Origin of the sequence: Acidovorax sp. LjRoot118 (assembly GCF_964253575.1) — a bacterium.
GTDB lineage: Bacteria > Pseudomonadota > Gammaproteobacteria > Burkholderiales > Burkholderiaceae_C > Acidovorax.
This window is the reverse complement of record NZ_CAXURB020000001.1, coordinates 2981224-2998702: the sequence shown is the minus strand read 5'-3', so window position 1 is coordinate 2998702 and position 17479 is coordinate 2981224. Positions and strand designations below refer to the sequence as shown.

Annotated in this window: 23 protein-coding genes; 15 read left to right on the top strand and 8 right to left on the bottom strand. The window is 67.2% G+C overall.

Going from position 1 to position 17479, the window contains the following annotated elements; all coding sequences use genetic code 11:
- Positions 1-149 precede the first annotated feature (149 nt).
- Entirely contained in the window at positions 150-542 is a 393-nt protein-coding gene (locus ACSQ9E_RS14130; RefSeq protein ID WP_436218170.1) for a hypothetical protein, read from the top strand.
- Here the strand turns inward: ACSQ9E_RS14130 and ACSQ9E_RS14125 are convergent.
- Positions 535-810: a hypothetical protein gene (locus tag ACSQ9E_RS14125; protein WP_436218169.1), complete on the bottom strand. Its 276-nt coding sequence runs from the start codon at positions 808-810 to the stop codon at positions 535-537. The genes ACSQ9E_RS14130 and ACSQ9E_RS14125 overlap by 8 nt on opposite strands.
- On the opposite strand from ACSQ9E_RS14125, the gene ACSQ9E_RS14120 reads away from it, so the two are divergent.
- The 3 genes from ACSQ9E_RS14120 (at position 796) to ACSQ9E_RS14110 (ending at position 2405) form a co-directional block, all read left to right on the top strand.
- On the top strand, positions 796-1452 hold the full coding sequence (locus ACSQ9E_RS14120) for an alpha/beta hydrolase (protein WP_436218168.1): 657 nt from the start codon (positions 796-798) through the stop codon (positions 1450-1452). The two genes, ACSQ9E_RS14125 and ACSQ9E_RS14120, sit on opposite strands and share 15 nt — an antisense overlap.
- 146 nt (positions 1453-1598) lie before the next feature.
- Positions 1599-1994, top strand: coding sequence for a VOC family protein (locus tag ACSQ9E_RS14115; RefSeq protein ID WP_436218167.1), 396 nt, complete (start codon positions 1599-1601; stop codon positions 1992-1994).
- Positions 1995-2021: 27 nt separating this feature from the next.
- On the top strand, positions 2022-2405 hold the full coding sequence (locus ACSQ9E_RS14110; RefSeq protein ID WP_436218166.1) for a RidA family protein: 384 nt from the start codon (positions 2022-2024) through the stop codon (positions 2403-2405).
- Positions 2406-2420: 15 nt separating this feature from the next.
- Here the strand turns inward: ACSQ9E_RS14110 and ACSQ9E_RS14105 are convergent, their stop codons facing one another.
- The gene (locus ACSQ9E_RS14105) at positions 2421-2822 is read right to left on the bottom strand and encodes a DUF1398 family protein (RefSeq protein WP_436178146.1); all 402 of its coding nucleotides are present in this window, start codon (positions 2820-2822) and stop codon (positions 2421-2423) included.
- 29 nt (positions 2823-2851) lie between these two features.
- Complete coding sequence (locus ACSQ9E_RS14100; RefSeq protein WP_436218165.1) at positions 2852-3331, bottom strand: MarR family winged helix-turn-helix transcriptional regulator; 480 nt, start codon at positions 3329-3331, stop codon at positions 2852-2854.
- 89 nt (positions 3332-3420) lie between these two features.
- On the opposite strand from ACSQ9E_RS14100, the gene ACSQ9E_RS14095 reads away from it, so the two are divergent.
- The 4 genes from ACSQ9E_RS14095 (at position 3421) to ACSQ9E_RS14080 (ending at position 7023) form a co-directional block, all read left to right on the top strand.
- Positions 3421-4722, top strand: coding sequence for a helix-turn-helix domain-containing protein (locus tag ACSQ9E_RS14095; RefSeq protein ID WP_436218164.1), 1302 nt, complete (start codon positions 3421-3423; stop codon positions 4720-4722).
- 51 nt (positions 4723-4773) lie between these two features.
- A complete protein-coding gene (locus ACSQ9E_RS14090) occupies positions 4774-5472 on the top strand; it encodes a Vgb family protein (protein ID WP_436218163.1) in 699 nt (232 codons plus the stop codon).
- Between the two features lie 130 nt (positions 5473-5602).
- Positions 5603-6430, top strand: a complete 828-nt coding sequence (locus ACSQ9E_RS14085; RefSeq protein WP_436218162.1) for a DUF899 domain-containing protein — start codon at positions 5603-5605, stop codon at positions 6428-6430.
- Between the two features lie 20 nt (positions 6431-6450).
- The gene (locus ACSQ9E_RS14080; protein ID WP_436218161.1) at positions 6451-7023 is read left to right on the top strand and encodes a hypothetical protein; all 573 of its coding nucleotides are present in this window, start codon (positions 6451-6453) and stop codon (positions 7021-7023) included.
- Here ACSQ9E_RS14080 and ACSQ9E_RS14075 read toward each other — a convergent pair.
- Together ACSQ9E_RS14075 and ACSQ9E_RS14070 are read right to left on the bottom strand one after the other, a co-directional pair.
- On the bottom strand, positions 7020-7877 hold the full coding sequence (locus ACSQ9E_RS14075) for a pirin family protein (RefSeq protein WP_436218160.1): 858 nt from the start codon (positions 7875-7877) through the stop codon (positions 7020-7022). The two genes, ACSQ9E_RS14080 and ACSQ9E_RS14075, sit on opposite strands and share 4 nt — an antisense overlap.
- Positions 7874-8461: an NADPH-dependent FMN reductase gene (locus ACSQ9E_RS14070; protein WP_436178151.1), complete on the bottom strand. Its 588-nt coding sequence runs from the start codon at positions 8459-8461 to the stop codon at positions 7874-7876. Before ACSQ9E_RS14070 ends, ACSQ9E_RS14075 begins: the two co-directional genes overlap by 4 nt.
- A 127-nt stretch (positions 8462-8588) precedes the next feature.
- Between ACSQ9E_RS14070 and ACSQ9E_RS14065 the strand changes: the two genes are divergently transcribed.
- Entirely contained in the window at positions 8589-9521 is a 933-nt protein-coding gene (locus ACSQ9E_RS14065) for a LysR substrate-binding domain-containing protein (protein ID WP_436218159.1), read from the top strand.
- Between the two features lie 139 nt (positions 9522-9660).
- On the opposite strand, the gene ACSQ9E_RS14060 is transcribed toward ACSQ9E_RS14065, so the two are convergent.
- Positions 9661-10203, bottom strand: a complete 543-nt coding sequence (locus tag ACSQ9E_RS14060) for a tetratricopeptide repeat protein (RefSeq protein WP_436218158.1) — start codon at positions 10201-10203, stop codon at positions 9661-9663.
- A gap of 180 nt (positions 10204-10383) precedes the next feature.
- Entirely contained in the window at positions 10384-11352 is a 969-nt protein-coding gene (locus ACSQ9E_RS14055) for a porin (protein ID WP_436178153.1), read from the bottom strand.
- Positions 11353-11797: 445 nt separating this feature from the next.
- Here ACSQ9E_RS14055 and ACSQ9E_RS14050 point away from each other — a divergent pair, with 445 nt between their 5' ends.
- Both ACSQ9E_RS14050 and ACSQ9E_RS14045 read left to right on the top strand, forming a co-directional pair.
- Entirely contained in the window at positions 11798-12244 is a 447-nt protein-coding gene (locus ACSQ9E_RS14050; protein WP_057265409.1) for an Rrf2 family transcriptional regulator, read from the top strand.
- Positions 12245-12404: 160 nt separating this feature from the next.
- On the top strand, positions 12405-13049 hold the full coding sequence (locus ACSQ9E_RS14045) for an NADPH-dependent F420 reductase (protein ID WP_179679967.1): 645 nt from the start codon (positions 12405-12407) through the stop codon (positions 13047-13049).
- A gap of 93 nt (positions 13050-13142) precedes the next feature.
- Here the strand turns inward: ACSQ9E_RS14045 and ACSQ9E_RS14040 are convergent, their stop codons facing one another.
- On the bottom strand, positions 13143-13535 hold the full coding sequence (locus ACSQ9E_RS14040; RefSeq protein WP_428001027.1) for a RidA family protein: 393 nt from the start codon (positions 13533-13535) through the stop codon (positions 13143-13145).
- A gap of 115 nt (positions 13536-13650) precedes the next feature.
- Between ACSQ9E_RS14040 and ACSQ9E_RS14035 the strand changes: the two genes are divergently transcribed.
- The 4 genes from ACSQ9E_RS14035 to ACSQ9E_RS14020 all read left to right on the top strand — a co-directional run bounded on the left by ACSQ9E_RS14035 (position 13651) and on the right by ACSQ9E_RS14020 (position 17297).
- On the top strand, positions 13651-14556 hold the full coding sequence (locus ACSQ9E_RS14035) for a LysR substrate-binding domain-containing protein (protein WP_436218157.1): 906 nt from the start codon (positions 13651-13653) through the stop codon (positions 14554-14556).
- A gap of 375 nt (positions 14557-14931) precedes the next feature.
- Positions 14932-15834 carry a glutamate ABC transporter substrate-binding protein gene (locus ACSQ9E_RS14030; protein WP_057204484.1) on the top strand — a complete coding sequence of 301 codons (903 nt, stop codon included), beginning with the start codon at positions 14932-14934 and terminating at the stop codon, positions 15832-15834.
- Between the two features lie 3 nt (positions 15835-15837).
- Positions 15838-16500, top strand: coding sequence for an amino acid ABC transporter permease (locus ACSQ9E_RS14025; protein WP_436218156.1), 663 nt, complete (start codon positions 15838-15840; stop codon positions 16498-16500).
- Positions 16497-17297: an amino acid ABC transporter permease gene (locus ACSQ9E_RS14020; RefSeq protein ID WP_436218155.1), complete on the top strand. Its 801-nt coding sequence runs from the start codon at positions 16497-16499 to the stop codon at positions 17295-17297. Before ACSQ9E_RS14025 ends, ACSQ9E_RS14020 begins: the two co-directional genes overlap by 4 nt.
- Positions 17298-17479: the final 182 nt, after the last annotated feature.

Sequence of the window (17479 nt, the reverse complement as noted above, 5' to 3'; positions counted from 1 at the left end):
TCCTGATCGGCTCTGCAGCAGGGCGCATGGTACGCAGGTTCGTCCGCCCTGGGCCTGCGCGTCTGGGCAAAATTCGGTTGGAGAGGTCACGCGCGGGTGATACGCTCGCCTAGAGTGCTTGGCCCGTCCCCTTGCCAATTCGTTCATCCATGGAACCTGCCATCCACTTCCTCACCCGGCTCTTCGACGTCTCGCTGGAGCCCGAGAATCCCATCAACCCCATCCGGGGGCAGTCGCTGCTCGAATGGCTGCGCACGCGCGTCCCGGCGCAGCTGGAAATGACCGACGCGGATGCCGAGGACTGGGGCTGGTACGCGCACGTGAGCTGGGAGGGCCGCACCTACATGGTCGGCGCCGCCGCCAACGAAAGCGCGGACGGCAAGCACGAATGGGTACTGTCGCTGACCAAGCACCGCTCGCTCAAGGAGCGCGTGCTGGGCAAGGCCAAGATGGCTGGCGACGATCCGTGTCTTGTGTTTTTCCATTGGCTCATTGCGCAGGAGCCGGGGTTCGAGGCAGTGTCGGTGGAGGGGGTCACTTGAGGCCCGTCCAGAGAACTTGTTCGTACCGGTGATGGTTGGGCGCCGCGTTGGGATACTTGCCCTGTGGGCATTGGTGCTGTTGCTCGGTTTCGTCGTCGCAGCGTTGGGTGCCGGCGAATGGCTCAGCCATCCTGCCACCCGCACCATAGGCCCGCCACCGAAAGATTTTTTGGCGCGCGAGGTCCGCATCGACATCGCTCCAGTTGGCCATGTGGCTGGCTGGTTTGCACCGGGCCAGCGAGGCCGGGGCGCCGTGCTGCTGCTCCACGGCGTTCGCTCCGACCGCACTCAGATGCTGGGCCGCGCCAGGTTCCTGAATCGGGCGGGCTATGCCGCCTTGCTGATCGATCTGCCTGGGCACGGCCAGAGCACTGGCGACCGCATCACCTTTGGAGCGCGCGAGGCGGCAGGGGTGAAGGCAGCCCTTGAGTTTCTGCGGCGCGAAAGTCCGGGCGAGCGCACCGCGGTCATCGGTGTCTCCCTGGGCGCCGCAGCCACCGTGCTGACACTGCCTTCCCCCGCGCCGGATGCCGTGGTGCTCGAATCCATGTACCCCACCATCGAAGACGCCGTGACCAACCGGCTGACCATGGTGCTGGGCCCTGCGGGCGCGGTGCTGGCCGGGCCCTTGCTGTGGCAGCTGCCGCTGCGCGCCGATGTATCGGCCAGTGACCTGCGGCCCATCGAGCGCATCGCCCGCCTTGGGGCGCCCGCGCTCATTGCCTCTGGCGCCCAGGACAGGCATACCACCTGGGCCGAAACTGAGCGGCTCTTAAATGCGGCGGCCGGGCCCAAGGAGATCTGGCGTGTGGAGGGGGCTGGGCATGTGGATCTGCATGCCTACGGCCCTGGGGCGTATGAGCGCCGGGTGCTGGGGTTTCTGGCGAAGTACCTGCGCTCCGAGAGGTGAGCCTGTGGGCTCGACCTCCCGCTTCGCCAGGCGCTGCTGAAGGCCTGCGCCAGCACGCTCGGGCAAACGGGCACAGCATGCTGCCAGAACCTGGCAGCACCCCCTTCTAACCTCGCTCCTTTCTTTTCTTACTCAAGGAGCTTCGCATGAAGTTTGCATCCGTCCGCCTCGTCACCACGCAATTCGAAGCGCTCGTCGCGTTCTACACCCTGCTGTCGGGCACCGCTGCCACCCGCCTGGCCGATGGCTTTGCGGAAGTGCGGTTCGAAGGCGCCACGCTGGCGATCTCCGAGGAGCGCCTCGTGCAGCTGTTCAACCAGGGGGCCGCAACGGCCGCGTCGAACCACTCGGCCATCCTGGAATTCGAGGTGGCCGACGTGGACGGCACACTGGCGCGCATGCGTGGCGACGCCAGCGCCGAGGTCGTCATGCCGCCCACGGTGATGCCCTGGGGCAACCGCTCGGCCTTGCTGCGCGATCCAGATGGAAGTTTGGTGAATATCTTCTCGCAGCCCATGGCTCCCCCTGCACAGGCTGCGTAAGCTGTTCTGCACTCTGGAGACCTGCCCATGCAATCCACCCCCGTCAACTCCCCCTTGGCCCCTGGACCCTCCGGTGGCTACTCCCAGTCGCTGGACGTGCAGGGCGCTACGCGCTGGCTGGTCATCAGCGGCCAGATTCCGGTCGACCGGGCCGGTGTCGTGCCCGCCGCCTTCGCCGAGCAGGCCGACCTGGTGTGGGCCAACATCCTGGCCCAGCTCGATGCCGCAGGCCTGGGCGTGGCCAACCTGGTGAAGGTGGCCACGTTTCTCTCATCGCGGCAATACGCCGATGAGAACGGCGATGCGCGGCGGCGCGCGCTGGGGAGCCATGCACCAGCGCTCACGGTCATCATCGCCGGCATATATGACGAGGAGTGGCTGTTGGAGATCGAAGCCATTGCAGCCGCGTGAGGGTATTGGTTGCGTTCAGGGGGAGTCCGGAAACCGCTCCACATGCACCTCCCCCTTGCGGCCGAAGTAGCTCACATGCCGCCCTGCCAGCCACACCACGTAGCCCACACAGCCCGCTGCGCGGGAGAGCTCAAGGAACTCGGGGTACATCACCTCTCCGCGCTGCGCGCCGTGGATGGCGGCCTGCACGCCTGCCGCGTCGAAGCCCTGTGCGATGGGCGTGGCAGGCGGATGCAGGGCCACGGCATGTGTCTCACCGCTGGGCACGTAGTAGGTGGTCGCGTTGCTGCGGTAGTCGGCAAAATACGCCTCCACGCCGGCCTCGCTCAGGGCCAGCACGATGGCGCCGAAATGGGCCGTGCCGTCCTCGGATGATTGGGCGCAGCGTTCGATGGTGGCGATGGTCGTTTCGTTCATGGGCATCTTTCTGGGATGAGGTCTCGGATTCAACTGCGCGGCACTTCCTGCCACTGGTGCAGGCGCACCATCTCCTGCAGCAGCCGCGCCAGCCGCTGGCGCTCGGCCGCGGGCAGGTGGCCGAAGAACTGTTCGTCGTTGGCATCGGCTTTGGCGGCCAGCACGGGCACCAGGGCGCGGCCGGCCGGGGTGAGCGACAGGGTGTGGCTGCGCGCGTCCTGCAGTGCATCCGCGCGGGCCACCAAGCCCTTGTCCTCCAGCCGTGTCACCACCTTGGAGACGGCGCCCTTGGTCATGCCCAGGGCCTGGGTCAGCGTGGCGTGGGTGGCGGGGTTGTCGCCATCGTCCGCATCGAGCAGTGTGCGCAGCGCCACCCAGTCGGTGACGGACACGCCCGATGCCTCCACCGCCTGCTGGAACCCGGCCGACACCTGGTTGGAGACAAAACGCATCCAGTAGCCCAGGTGGGCTTCGAGCGGGCTGGGGTGGGGCGATGGGTTTTTTTTCATGTTTTGTTTCTGCGGAAACTATCTGTGGCTGAAATATAGTTTCCCAAGAAACAAATTGCAAGTGCCGCAGTCGTGTAGCCTGCCACCCCATGGATTCGCTCATCACCGCCGCCGCCCGTGCGCTTGCCGCCGGTGATGCGCTGGGCGCGCTGCAGCGGGTGGCCCTGCGCGATGACCCGCCGGCGCTGGCGCTGCGCGGCATTGCCATGGCGCAACTGGGCGAGCACCCCCTGGCGCGCGAGCTGCTGCGCCGCGCGGCCAGGGGCTTTGGCGCGCACGAAGAGTTGGCCCGCGCCCGCTGCGTGGTGGCGGAGGCCGAGGTGGCCCTGGCCCTGCGCGACCTGAACGGACCGCCGCATGCCCTGGTGGCCGCTGCGGCGGCGCTGGCGGTGCGCGGCGACCGGGCCAACGCACTGCAGGCAAGGCTCATCGCTGCGCGCCAATGGCTGCTGATGGGCCGGCTGGGCGAAGCCGCGGCCCTGCTCGCCCCCATCGACCTGCGGGAGCCGGGCATGCCGGCCGCGCTGGCGGCCGTGGCGGGGCTCACGCTGGCCGAACTGGCCCTGCGCTCGCTGCGCGTGGCAGCGGCGCGCGATGCGCTGGCCCAGGCGCGCGAAGCGGCAGCGCGCGCCCGCGTGCCTGCGCTGTTGGCCGAGGTTGAAGAGGCCCTGGCGGCCATGCAGCGCCCCGCCGCTCGGCGCCTGCTGCCAGGCGATGGCGATGGCGATGGCGGCGGCGTGGCGCGCGAGCAGTTGCTGCGCCTGGACGACGTCGCGGCGCTGCTGGCCTCGGATGTGCTGGTGGTCGACGCCTGCCGGCACCGGCTGGGATCGGGATCGGTGGGGGCGCAGGAGGGCAGCGGTGCGGCCCCCACCTGGCTATCCCTCGCACGCCGGCCCATCCTGTTCGCTCTCGCCTACGATCTGGCCCAGGCTTGGCCCGGCGATGCCGAGCGCGACGCGCTGATCGCCAGCGCCTTTCGCGCCCGCCACCCCGACGAAACCCACCGCGCCCGGCTGCGCGTGGAGCTGGGCCGCCTGCGTGCATTGGTCAAGCCCTGGGCCCGCATCGAGTCCACGGCGCGCGGCTTTGCGCTGCGGCCCCTGGATGGGCGTGATGGCGGGCGCGCGGTGGTGGTGCTGGCGCCGCCCATCGCGGGCGAGCAGGCCTCGCTGCTGGCCCTGCTGGCGGATGGCGCGGCTTGGTCCACCTCGGCCCTGGCGCTGGCGCTGGGCAACAGCCAGCGCACCGTTCAGCGCGCCCTGGCCGAGCTGCAGGAGCAGGGCCGCGTGCGCTCCATCGGCCAGGCGCGTGCGCAGCGCTGGCTGGCACCGCCCCTGGCAGGATTCACGCCAATCTTGTTACTCCCCGCTGCGCTGTCATTTGAATAGAGTTCACCCATCGACCTCCCGAGCCGGGGTCGAACCAACACGGAGCACTCCATGCCAATCACCACCTGCAGCCCCGACAGCGCCAGCCGCATTGCACCGACCGGTGTCCCCGCCCGTCCCGCCGAGATCGTTAGTGAATACGGCCCCTTTGCCGGCGCCCGCACCGTGGCCGGCGTCACGCACGACGGCCAGCGCGTATGGGCCGCCACAGGCGCCAGCTTGGTGGCCTTCGACCCTGCCAGCGGCGAGACCACGCACACGCTGGGCGTTCCCTGCGATGCGGGCACCGCGTTCGACGGCAATCACCTGTACCAGATCGCAGAGTCGCGCATCGACAAGATCGACCCGGCCACGGGCGCTGTGGTTGCCTCCATCCCCGCGCCGGGCAAGGGCGCCGACTCGGGCCTGACCTGGGCCGAGGGCAGCCTGTGGGTGGGCCAGTACCGCGACCGCAAGATCCACCAGATCGACCCCGCCACGGGGGCGATTCGCCGCACCATCGAATCCAACGCCTTCGTGACCGGTGTGACCTGGGTCGATGGCGAGCTGTGGCACGGCACCTGGGAGGGTGATGCCAGCGACATCCGCCGCATCGACCCCGCCAGCGGTGCCGTGATCGAGCGCCTGGAAATGCCGACCGGCATGGGCGTGAGCGGGCTCGAATCCGACGGTGCCGGTCTGTTCTATGCCGGTGGCGGCGAAAGCGGCAAGGTTCGCGCGGTTCGCCGGCCCAAGACCGCGCGGGCCTGATGCCCGGCGGGTGGTCAGCACCCGCCATCTCCCATCCACCCAACGCCCTGTGCAACAACCGCCTCCCCAGGCGGCGGTTGAAGCCGCTGCATGGGCGTGCCCTGTTTGACAACCCCCAAAGGAGCACCGCATGACCACCGCCACCCACAACCCCTCACTCCACCACCCCGTCGTTCCGCGCAGCGATTGGCTGGCCGCGCGCCAGGCCCTGCTGCTGCGCGAAAAAGAACTCTCGCGCCAGCAGGACCAGATCGCCGCTGAGCGCCGCGCGCTGCCCTGGATGCGGGTGGACAAGCCCTACCTGTTCGACACCACCACCGGCCCGCGCACGCTGGCCGACCTGTTCGACGGCCGGCGCCAGCTGCTGGTGCAGCACTTCATGTTCGGCCCCGGCTGGGAGCAAGGCTGCCCGAGCTGCTCGTACATGGCCGATCACATCGACGGCATGAACATCCACCTGGCCCACCGCGACATCACGCTGGTGGTGGCCTCGCGCGCACCGCTCGCGCAGATCGAGCGCTTTCGCCAGCGCATGGGCTGGCGCTTTCACTGGGTGTCATCGCTCGGCAACGACTTCAACCACGACTATGGCGTGAGCTTCAGCACCGAGCAGGTGGCGCGGGGCGAGGTGCCCTACAACTACACCGTGCAGCGCTTCCCGGCCGAGGAGGCGCCGGGCATCAGCGTGTTCCACAAGGAGCCGGGCGAGGGCGCGGAGGTGTTCCATACCTACTCCACCTACGGCCGCGGGGTCGAGGTGATGATGGGCGCCTACGCCCTGATCGACCTGACCCCCGCAGGCCGCAACGAGCGCAACCCCGAGTACACGATGGACTGGGTGCGCCACCACGACCGCTACGAAGGCGCCGTGCCGTTCCAGCCCGCGCCATCGCCGCTGGCGGCAACGGCGACCACCGCCGTGGCCACGGCCGGCGGCTGCTGCGACGCCCAGGCCTGAGGCAGGCCGGGAGCCCACGGATGGACACGTTCTGGCCCTGGCTCGCGATGGCCGGCACGGGCGCCCTGCACGGGCTCAACCCCGCCACCGGCTGGGCCTGCGCAACCGCCTGGGGCCTGCGCTCTGGCGGCAATCGGGTAAAGGCGCAGCCGCTGCACGCCCTGCTGCCCATTGCCATCGGCCATGCCGCATCGGTGGCACTGGTGGTGGCTGCGGTCATGTGGGGCTGGTCGCTGCCGCGCAGCGTGCTGCAGGCAGCCGCAGGCTGCCTGCTGGCGGCTGCTGTAGCGGTGTACCTGTGGCGCCGCGCGCCGCGCAAAGCCCGCACATCGGCCGGGCATGTGGGGCTGGTGCTGGGTGCGTTTCTGGCATCCACGCTGCACGGCGCGGGGCTCATGTTGGTGCCGGCGCTGGCACCGCTGTGCCTGGGCAGCGGTGCGGTGGGGCAGGGCGCCGGTGCAGCGGATCCACTGTGGTGGGCGTTGGCGGCGGTGGCAGTGCACATGGCGGCCATGCTCGCGGTCACCGGCCTGGTGGCCACGGGCGTGTGCCGCTGGGTGGCGCTGCGCCGGCGCACACCTGCCAAGCTCTAACCGAGGCGCTTTTCCTGCCGCAGCTGCGCGCCGATGCGCCGGATCTCTGCCTCGCCCTGTGCCAGCGCGGCCCGGCTGGTGTGCACCGAGTAGCGGCCCATCACCAGTTCGTGCGGGTGCTTCACTGCAGAGCCCAGCACGAAGTGCGTGTCGCCTCGGGCCACGAAGTCGATGGCGCCGTTCGATTCTTCGAACACCGCAAGCTCACCGGTGTCTACGGGCCCGCCCGCATCCAGCGCACCCGCTGCCACCGCCACCCAGGCCACGGTGTGGCCAGCGGGCGGCACATAGCGCCAGTGCTCGCCGTCGCGCAGCTGCACGGCCAGGTAGGTCATGGGCGAGGGCGCCTCGATGGGGCTCAGCACCCCAGCATGGCTGCCCAGCAGCACGCGGGCCGGGCCGGCCTGCGGGATCTCCTGGGGCGCCAGGTACTGGCTCAGCGCGGGCGCATTCTCCAGCGCGGCGGGCAAGGCCACCCAGAGCTGAAAGCCCAGCGAAGGCGCATCGCCCATGGGCGCACCGGTATGCCACACGCCGTTGCCCGCGCGCATCCACTCCACGCTGTCTGCGTGCAATGTGCCGCTCTTGCCGGTAGTGTCCTCATAGGACATATCGCCCGCCATCAGGTAGGTCAGCGTGGCAATGCCCGAATGCGGGTGCATGCCAAAGCCGCGAAAGGCCGCAGGCGAGTCCGATGCAAACAGGTCCAGAAAGACAAAGGGCTTGATCCACTCCCCGACATCGCCAGGGCTGACCAGGCGCGTGATGGGCCCATGTGAGCTGCCGCGCGTGCGGTAGGCAATGGCACGGCTTGCCACAGAGGCAACCGGTGCTTGGGCCAATGCGGTGTTCATGCAGCCTCCCTTGCGGTCTTGAGCGCCTTGGCCCACCAGGCCATGTCGTCCAGCAAGCCCTTGGCCGACTGCGCCAGGTGCGGGTAGTCCTCGAAGCTTTTGCCCTGCTGCCACACCCCGAGGAACTCGACCATGCCCATGTGCACGGCATTGCGCACGGGGGCCATCTGCAGCTCGGTGGCCACCAGGCGCAACTGCTCCACGGCACGCGCCGCACCCACGCCGCCATAGCCCACAAAGCCGATGGGCTTGCGCGCGAACTCCTTGTACGCGTAGTCAAACGCGTTCTTGAGCACGGCCGTGGGGCCGTGGTTGTACTCGGCGGTGATCACCACCAGCCCGTCCAGCGTGGCCAGCTTGGCGGCCCAGCGCTGCGCGGCCTCGTTCTTCACCGGCGCCCAGGCAGGCGACAGTGCTTCGTCGAAGAACGGCATGGGGTAGTCGCGCAGGTCGATGAGTTCGGCCGAGACATCGGTGCGCTGGCTGGCGATGCCGTGGAACCACTGCGCCGGCTTGTCGGCAAAGCGGCCCTCGCGGGTGGAGCCGATCACGATGCCGATATGGGGCAATTGCGAAATTGTCATAGGTGGGAGTCCTTCCTGGGAGTGGTGGAGGGGCAGTGCACCCCGATGCCTTGAAGATTAGGGCGTACCCCATTGGTTGACTAGATGGCACAATGGGATTGCACTCATCCATCCATGCAAGGTATCCGTGACCACACCTGCGCTCGACCTCAATGACGTCGCCCTGTTCGTGCAGGTGGTGCGCAGCGGCAGCTTTGCCGAGGCCGCACGCCGCCTGGGCGTGCCGCCCAACACCGTGAGCCGGCGCGTGCAGCAGCTTGAGGCGCAGCTGGGCACGCGCCTGCTGCAGCGCTCTACCCGCAAGCTCACGCTTACCAGCGCGGGCGAGGCCTTCCATGAGCGCTGCGCGGGAGCCGTCGATGGCCTGCAGGAGGCCGGGCAAGAGCTGCGCCTGGGCAGCGACGAGCCCACCGGCTCGGTGCGCGTGGCGGTGCCGGCGGATTTTTTCGACTTCTTTCCCATGGAGTGGATCGCCGCCTTCCTGGCCGCGCACCCGCGCGTGCGGCTCGACTTCGTGCTCAGCGATGCGCGCTCGGATCTGATCGCCGAGCGCATCGACGTGGCGTTTCGCGGCGGGGAGGTGGGTGATTCGGGCTATGTGGGCCGCCAGCTGTTCGGGGCCCGGGGCGACTGCCTGGTGGCCAGCCCCGCCTACCTGGCCGCGCGCGGCATGCCCGCCACGCTGGCGGAGCTGGCCGGGCACGACGCCATCATGGCCAGCCATGCGGGCAGCAGCGGCACCTGGCGCCTGGTGGGGCCCGATGGCGCCGTGCACGAGGTGCAGCAGGCCAGCGGCCGCTTTGGCGCCAACACCGCCCAGGCCCTGCGCCGCGCCGCCGTGGCCGGCTTGGGGCTCGCACTGCTGCCCACCGGCATGTCCCGGCTCGACCTGCAGGCCGGCCTGCTCGTGCCCGTGCTGCCCCAGTACCAGCGCAAGGGCCAGGGCCTTACCGTGCTGTACCCCAGCCGCAGGCACCTGCCACTGGCCGTGTCGGCCTTCATCGCGCTGGTGGTGGACAAGCTCGGTGAGCTGGAGAAGACGCCCGAGGGGCGGTGCTGACGATGCAGGCTACTTGGAGCGGATAACAAAACTCAGCGAAGCGGTTCTGGCTAGGCGCTACACATCAGATGTCTTGCAGGCAGTACGCGTAGTACGACAAGACGCGGCAACGACGCCAGAAGAGTTTTGTTAGCCGCTCTTACCAGGTCGACGGCACGTACTTGTTGCCCGCCGCCTTATAGCTTTCGATCGCGGACTGCAGCAGTGCGTACTGCTGGCAGCCACTGGCGCCGCACTCGCTCCCGAGGGTGGCCAGGCGCGCCTGCGCCTTGCCGAGCTGGCCCTTCATCAGGTACAGCTCACCGGAGTATTCGAGCGTGTTGCGATGGCGCGGGTCGATGCGCAGCGCTTCATCGTAGTGCTTGCCGGCTGCAACCAGGTCGGGCTTCTTGCTGTGGCGCAGCGTGTAGCCCATCAGGTTGTGCCAGTCGGCGCTGCCCGTGTCGTTGATGCGCTTGAGCTCATCGAACGCCGCAGACCACTGCAGCGAGCGGGTGAAGTAGCGCGCCTGGGCCAGCTTGTCTGCTGCCGGGGCTTGCGTATGCGCAGGCGGCTGGCTGGCGGGGCGGGTGGGTGCCGGCGGCGGCGGTGTCGGCGGCATGTCTGCCGCATAGGCAGTGGCGCCCGCCTGGATCAGCAGGGCAGACAGGGCCAGCAGCGTGCGTGTGGTCTGGGTGGTCATGGCGTGTTCCTCGGGGTGACGTTGTGCCGTAGCGCCACAGCATGCCCCTGCCTGCCGTTGAGCGCAAGGCGAATCGCCATCGCCCTGGCGTAAAAAAGCCCGCACTCCCCAAAGAAGTGCGGGCCAAGTAGCTGTGTCTCTGCCCTCCCACCAGTCAGGGCAGCAGCGGGCATGACGCCATCAGAAGTTGTGGCGCACCCCCATGGCGAACGAGCTGAAATCGTTGCCGGCGGCCGACACGCCGTAGTTGGCGGCCTGGTTGTTGTTGATGCGGGTGTAGTAGGTGTAGATCTTGGTGCGCTTGCTCAGGTGGTAGTTGTAGCCCAGCGTGTACTGGGTGGCGGCCGTGTTGTCCACGCGGGAGTAGTCGCCTGCGCGGCCCACGTTCAGGTGGAACTCGGACACATCCACGATGTAGGCAGCCGACAAGCGCACGTTGGTGCGGTTGCCGCCATTGGCGATGAAGGCGTTCTTGTCACGCTGCACATAGGCGCCCAGCACGAACGGGCCGGTCGAATACGAAGCGCGCACGGCAAACTGGCTCTGGTCGTCAAGCTTGGAGTAGCCGGCACCCAGGCCCAACGCGCCGATGGCGTAGTTGGCGGCCAGGTCGACGCTGTTCTTGCCGCCGGTGCCGCTCACCTTCTCGTGCATGGCCCAGCCGGCCTCGAACGTGGCGCCACCAAAGCTCGGTGTGCGGTAGGCGATCTTGTTCACGTCGCGGGCCGGGTAGGCATACAGCGCATCTGCCGACGAACCGGTGTCGTGGTTGTGGTTGCTGATGTAGTCGGCGGTGGCGTAGTACGACTCCGAGGTGAAGTTGCCCATGCGCACCATGCCGAAGCCGCCGGAGAGGTTCACCTCGCTCTGGCGGGCGAAGACACCGCGGGAGTCCGTGGCACCGGTGCTGGAGTCAAAGCCGCTTTCCAGCTGGAAGCCCGCCTTCAAGCCGCCGCCCAGGTCTTCCTGCCCCTTGAAGCCGAAGCGGGAGGAGTTGTTGAACAGACCGGTCTTGGACACGTCGCCATCCTTCTGGCGCTCGAACGTGGTGTTGATCCGGCCGTACAGGGTCACGCTGCTCTGGGCAAACGCAGCAGACGTGCCCACCAGGGCCAGCGCTGCAATGGCGCAGCGATTCATCGTTTTCATTGGCAAGGTTCCCTCAATCAAATTGTGTTTGATGACAAATAATCACAAACCAGAAAATGCGGGTATGCATTTCCTGGTCGTCGCTACCAGCAAGTTTGATGCCGAGGACGCTGTGATCGTTGCAGGTTGCAACGAAGAGGGATGCTATTGGCCTGCGCCACGGGGCGCCACAGGGGTAAGTACCGCTGGCCCACAGTGACTGTCATGTGACAGGCAATGTGGCACATGGCACCAGGCCGCGGGCGGGAGTGCGGGCCTGCACCGCAATGACGCCAACCCGGGCACTGCTTTGCACGTCGGCAGCGCACGAAGCGGCTGCCGCAGGCGCAGCGGTTGCCGAAATGCCATCGCACCCGGTGCCGCTGTTTCCTTTCGCCCATTGACAATCAGGAATATGTGTAATAAAGTCATTTACACACAAGCACAAACGAATCCAATTTTCTCCATGCCCACCAGTACCCGCTTCGCCGTAGCAGTGCACGTCCTGACCGCCTTGGCCGTCAGCGATGGCACGCCCATGCGATCCGAAGATCTCGCGTACTCGGTGAACACCAGCGCGGTGGTGATACGGGGCCTGCTGTCGCGGCTGGGCGAAGCCGGATTCACCCGTTCGCAACTGGGCGCTGGCGGCGGGGCGATGTTGGCCAAGGCTGCTGCAGACATCCGGCTGCTGGATGTGTACGAGGCCGTCGAAGACCCCGAACTTTTTTCGCTCCATCGCACGCCGCCGTGCGAGAACTGCGCGGTGGGCGGCAATATTCTGCAGGCGCTGCAACCCACCCTGGCCCGGGCGCGCGGCGCCCTGGAGCAAGAGCTGGCCAAGACCACCGTTGCAGATGTCGCTGGCGAAGTGGCCCGGCTCGGCAAGTTCTCCATCCCTCTCGTCTGGTGACTTCGGACGTCCTATTTTTTGTTCAAAAATGTCATAGTGACAGTGACACACATTCATTAAAAGCCAGGTCTGCCTGGTTTTCATGGAGGGAGCTGCCCAGATTGCGAGGGGCGGGCAGCTCCGGTTTTTCATCCCCCTTCATACCTTCAAAGGAAATCAAATGACTATCGGCATCATCGGCTCCGGCGCCCTGGGCTCCAACTTCGCCCGCGCTCTCGCCAAAAACGGCATCTCGGCCACCATCGCCAACAGCCGCGGGCCTGAATCGCTGGCAGCGCTGGTCGCAGAGATCGGGCCCTCCATCAAGGCAGGCACCGTGCAAGAGGCTGCAAGCGCAGACATCGTGATGGTTGCAGTGCGCTGGACCGACGCGCAGAAAGTGCTGGGCGGCTTGCCGGCCTGGAACGGCCGTATCGTGATCGATGGCACCAACCCGGTGGAATTCATCGACCCGGCATCGCCAGACGCCAAAGACCCTGGCAATCCCCTTGCCGCCTACGGCATCAAGGCCGTGGACCTGGGAGGAAAGCACTCCAGCCAGATCATCCAGCAGTTTGCAGCAGGGGCCCGGGTCGTCAAGGCGTTCAACCACCTGGACGTGAACGTGCTGCAGCAGCCTGCGGTGGCAGGGGGCAAGCGTGTGTTGTTCTACTCGGGCGACGATGCCGCAGCAAAGGCCGAGGTGCGCGGCATCATCGAAGCCACCGGTTTCTTCCCGATCGACCTGGGCGCGCTCGACGTCGGTGGGCCACTCGCCTCGCTGCCTTTTGGCGCACTGTCGATGCACAACCTCGTGAGGATCTAGGCTGTCACGGCGCACGCCGGGCTGCGGTTTTGCTCAAGGCCCTGTGCGGCTTTGGCATGGCGATTTCGGCCAGCCGCAGCCCGCACAGCCCCGTCAGCCCGGGATTCGGGCGATGACCTTGATCTCGAAGTCGAACCCTGCCAGCCAGGTGACCCCGAGCGCCGTCCAGTTGGGGTAGGGCGCGCTGGGGAAGACATCGTTCTTCACGGCCAGCACCGTCTCGAACTGGTTCTGCGGATCGGTATGGAAGGTGGTCACATCCACGATGTCGCTGAGGCTGCCGCCGCCTGCCTTCAGCGTCGCTTGCAGGTTGGTGAAGGCCAGGCGCACCTGGGCTTCGAAGTCGGGCTCGGGCGAGCCGTCGCTGCGGCTGCCGACCTGGCCAGAGACGAACAGCAGATCGCCGGACTGGATGGCTGCCGAGTACCGGTGGTTGGCATACAGATCCTGGCGACCGGCGGGGAAAATGGCTTTGCTTTGACTCATTGGGGGCTCCATGGGTGGGTTGGTGCAGTCACTGTAGCCCTGGCGATTGTTTTGATAAAGCCACCGCCTCCTGCATCACTGTTTGTAAAATAAGGACAATCTTTGGGAGAGCCCTGTGGACAGGTTTGACGGCATGCGGGCCTTCGTGCGGGTGGTCGAGTCGGGCAGCTTCACCAAGGCCGCCGACAACTTGGGCTGGAGCCGCACCACGGTGACCCAGCTGGTGCAACAGCTGGAGGCGCGCCTGCAGCTCAAGCTGCTGCACCGCACGACCCGCCGGGTCAACGTCACCACCGACGGCGCTGTCTACTACGAGCGGGTGCTGCGCCTGCTGGCCGAGCTAGACGACATCGAAGGCAACCTCCCCGGCGCTCCCACGGCCCCGCGCGGCCTGCTGCGCGTGGACGTGCCCAGCCCCCTGGCCAACATCCTTCTGGTGCCGGCGCTGCCCGCCTTCCATGCCCGGTTCCCCGACATCCAGCTCGACATGGGCGCCAGCGACCGCAAGGTCGACCTGATCGGCGATAACGTCGATTGCGTCGTGCGCGGCGGCGAAATCAAGGACCAAGGGCTGGTCGCGCGCCACGTGGGCGACCTGCAACTGGGCGTGTATGCCGCGCCGGCTTACCTGGCGCAGGCGGGCACGCCCGTGCACCCCGATGAACTGCGCGACCCGCGCCACCGCATCGTGCGCTACCGGTGGGACGGGGACCTGCCCTACGCCATGCGCAAGGGCCGCGAGACGGCCAAGGTCGGCGGGCGCTACGTGCTGGCCATCGACGATGGCAACACCTACCTCACCGCAGGGCTGTCCGGCCTGGGCGCGCTGTGGCTGCCCCACTACATGGCCAGTCAACACGTGGCCAGCGGCGCGCTGGTGCCGCTGTTCACGGACTGGCGCATCGATGCCATGCCCCTGTATGTGGCCTATCCGCCCAACCGCTATGTGAGCAAGCAGCTGCGGGTGTTCATCGACTGGATCGTGGAGCTGATGGCGGTGCATGCGCCGCGTGGCGGGTAGCCGGCATCGTTCTCGAAGCCGTCGGTGAGGCGGTGTCGTTTGAAGAGACGTTGGCAAGCACCGAAGGTAGGGCGGCTCCCTTCAGATCCATTGCTGCCGCTGCTGCGATGGCAGCTATCGACCGGGGCCATGTGAAAATGTCGATAGCAGACTTTTGCGGCGGTACTTCCACCATTGCTCGCATCGAGATCGTGCGTTGTAGGCCGATCTGAGCGGTCGACTTTTTGGCAGGCCGGCAAGTCAAGGGCGTAACGCGCGTTTTCACACAGCCGCAGCCATAAGCTGTGGCTTGAAGCGAAGCAGTGAACGACAACCGGCGCATTGCACAATTGCTATACATTGCACAACGTCACACACCTCCAAGAAGAAGGCCGCATGTCGATCACATCCACTCTGAAGTTCTCCGTTGCCGCACTGGCGCTCGTCACCGGCGGGTCTGTTCTTGCGCAGGGCACACCCATCAACGCGGCGGCGTTTGACGCGCTGGTAGCGCAGGGCCCCGTCGCCGATGCGGCGACCATCGCATCGAGCACCTGGGCCACCAAGGTGAAGCAGGCCGGCACGCTGCGCCTGGGCGGTACCCAGACCTCCAATCTCTTCTCGCTGCTGAACGAGAAGGACGGCAAGATTCGCGGTTTCGACGCAGGCCTGGCCCAGCTCGTCACGCGCTACATCCTGGGCGATGGGGCCAAGTACCAGTTCACGCAGGTGAACTCGTCCACGCGCGAGCAGGTGCTCATCAACGACCAGGTGGACATGGTGTTCGCCACGTATTCCATCACCCCCGCACGCGCCGAGAAAATTGCGTTCGCAGGGCCCTACTACACCTCGCAGGCCGGGGTGCTGGTCAAGTCGAACAACAAGGCGATCCAGTCGTACAACGACCTGGCCGGCAAGAAGACCGCCACGCAGGCCGGCTCCACCGGGCCTGCCATCCTGGCGCAGGTCGCGCCCAAGGCCACGGTGCAAGAGTTCCAGACGCACCAGGAGGCCCTGGACGCACTGCGCCAGGGGCGCGTTGATGCCTATGTGACCGACCACACGCTGCTGCTCAACGCCCTGAGCCTGGGCACCGGCGACGCGAAGCTGGCGGGCGCCCCCTTCGGTGCGCAAGACCCCTACGGCATCGGCCTGCCCAAGGGCTCGGATGGCGTGGCCTTCATCAATGCCTTCTTGAAGAAGATCGAAGCCGACGGTACCTGGGCCAAGCTGTGGACCGTGTCCATCGGCCAGCGCACCGGCAGCACCGACGTGCCCAAGCCGCCCGCCCTCCCGTAAACAATGGACGGGGTTTCTCGGCTCCTGGCTGACTACGGGCCTGCTTTCGGGCAGGCCCTTTTGCTCACGTGGAAGCTCACCGCGCTGTCCTTTGTGGCCGGCTTCGCGCTGGGCATGGTGGTGGCGGTGCTCAGGCTCCTGCCCGTGGCGCCGCTGCGCTGGGCCATGACGGTCTACGTCGAGATCTTTCGCAACATTCCCAGCGTGGCGCTGCTGATCTTCATCGTGTTCGCACTGCCCGATCTCAACGTCCTCATCGACTATGAGGCGAGCGTGGTCCTCACCCTGACCCTGGTCTGCTCTGCGTTCACGGCGGACTACGTGCGCACCGGCATCAACACCGTCGCCGGTGGCCAGGCCGAGGCCGCACTCAGCCTGGGCATGCGCCCCATGCGTGTCATCACCGCGGTGGTCTTGCCGCAGGCGCTGCGCGCCGTGGTGCAGCCGATGACCTCGCTGCTCATTGCGCTGATGCTGTCGACCTCGTTGGCGTCGCAGGTGCCGCTGCCGGGGCGCGAGCTCACCGCGCTCGTGTCCAAGATCGCCACCGACTCCGCCGCCGGCATGGCCGCATTCGCCGTGGCCGCCTCGATGTACGTGGCCAGCGGCTTGCTCATCGCCTGGGCCGGTGCCACGCTGGAAAAGAAAGTGCGGATCCTGCGATGAGCCGTGCCCTGGAAGACATCCTGTTCGCCGCGCCCAGCCCGCAGGCCCGCAAGCTGACGCGCGTGGTGAGCGCGGTCGCAGCCGCCGTGCTGGTGCTGATGGCGGCAGCCGTCGTGTTCCGCTTCCACTCGGCTGGGCAGCTCGAGCCGCGCCTGTGGGAATTCTTCGCCCGGCCGACGACCTGGGCCTTCCTGGGCAAAGGCCTGCTCGGCACGCTGGCATCGGCGGCGATTGCGGCCGCCATCGCGCTGGCGTTGGGGCTGGTGCTGCTGCTGGGGCGGCTGGCAAAGCCCCGGCTCGTACGCTGGCCGAGCATCGCGGTGATCGAGTTCCTGCGCGGCACGCCCACGCTGCTGCTCATCTACTTGTGCTTTCTGGCGCTGCCATCGGTGGGCATCAAGCTCGCCACCTACTGGATGCTGACCCTGCCCGTCGGCCTGAGCACCGCCGCGGTGGTGGCCGAGGTCTATCGCGCGGGCGTGCTCGCCGTTCCCCGCGGCCAGACCGATGCCGCGCGAAGCCTGGGGCTGACCGAAGCCCAGGTCTTTTTGCACATCGTCTTTCCCCAGGCCCTTCGCTACATCGTGCCGGCGCTGGTCGCGCAGCTGGTCATCGTGGTCAAGGACACGACGTTCGGCTATGTCGTCACCTATGGCGAGCTGATGCAGAACGCCAAGGTGCTCATCGCCAACTACAACTCACTGGTGCCCGTGTACCTCGTTGTCGCGGCGCTCTACTGCCTGGTGAACTACGCGATCTCCAGGGCCAGCAAGCGGCTCGGGCAGCCGATGCATTGACCGTCGCCAGGCTGCTCACCGGGCGGCGACGCGGCGCTCTGGCAAGAAAAGAGAAGTGGGTCGGGTCATGGCCGACGCGGGCTGTAGTCAGACATGGGGCGACTGGCCGTATCCGGTGAACAGCCTTCGTTCAGACTCGCTGGGCGAGGACGGCAATGGGCCCGAGACTGCCGCTGATACGA